Here is a 582-nt window from a genome sequence, read left to right as displayed (position 1 = left end):
GTAGGTAGGTTTGACCATGGCGTACTGATCGGCACCTATTGCGAGCTCCTCTACATGAGCATCAAGATCACTGGTATCCAGCGATGCGTCAAACCATGCAGATGACGTAAGCTCAACGATGCTGCCTTTAAGCGGCCAGCTATTATTGCTGTAGATTTTTGTCAGTTTTACCAGTGCCTTTGAGGCGTAATCATGCACGCCTGTCTGGGCAAGTAACTCCGCCAGTCGCACCAGTCCGGGGATGCTGAATATGGGGTCATGAGCGCAGGTTAAGCCGAAAGAGATTAGGCAAATAGCTTTTTCCGGTTCGTTTTCGTAGGTCTTGGCCAAGCCAAACCATGCCCAGGATTCACCGCGTTTGTTTCTCAGCACGGACATATAGGCGTCTCGTGCTCTTACGATGTCGCCGGCAGCTACAAAAATCCTGGCTTTATCGTATTCAAGCCAAATCTTGCTTTTCGACGAGTCCTGAGTCTTATCCAGTGCGTAGTTTATAAGTGCGACGACTCGACTAGCTGGAAGGGAGCTTTCTAAGCCTTTTTGCAGGTAATTGACGGCCACCATGCGTGCCAGTCGCAGTAC

1 protein-coding gene is annotated in these 582 nt (G+C 50.2%); it reads right to left on the bottom strand.

Features of this window, described 5'->3' with window-relative positions; all coding sequences use genetic code 11:
* Positions 1-564: tetratricopeptide repeat protein (locus AC1DRJ_RS31770; RefSeq protein WP_477805582.1), on the bottom strand; the 564-nt coding region annotated here is incomplete at its 3' end.
* Between the last annotated feature and the right edge of the window lie 18 nt (positions 565-582).

Source organism: Pseudomonas sp. P5_B2 (assembly GCF_056400445.1).
Note: the sequence above shows the minus strand (reverse complement) of the source record. Positions and strands in the feature narration are given on the sequence as shown.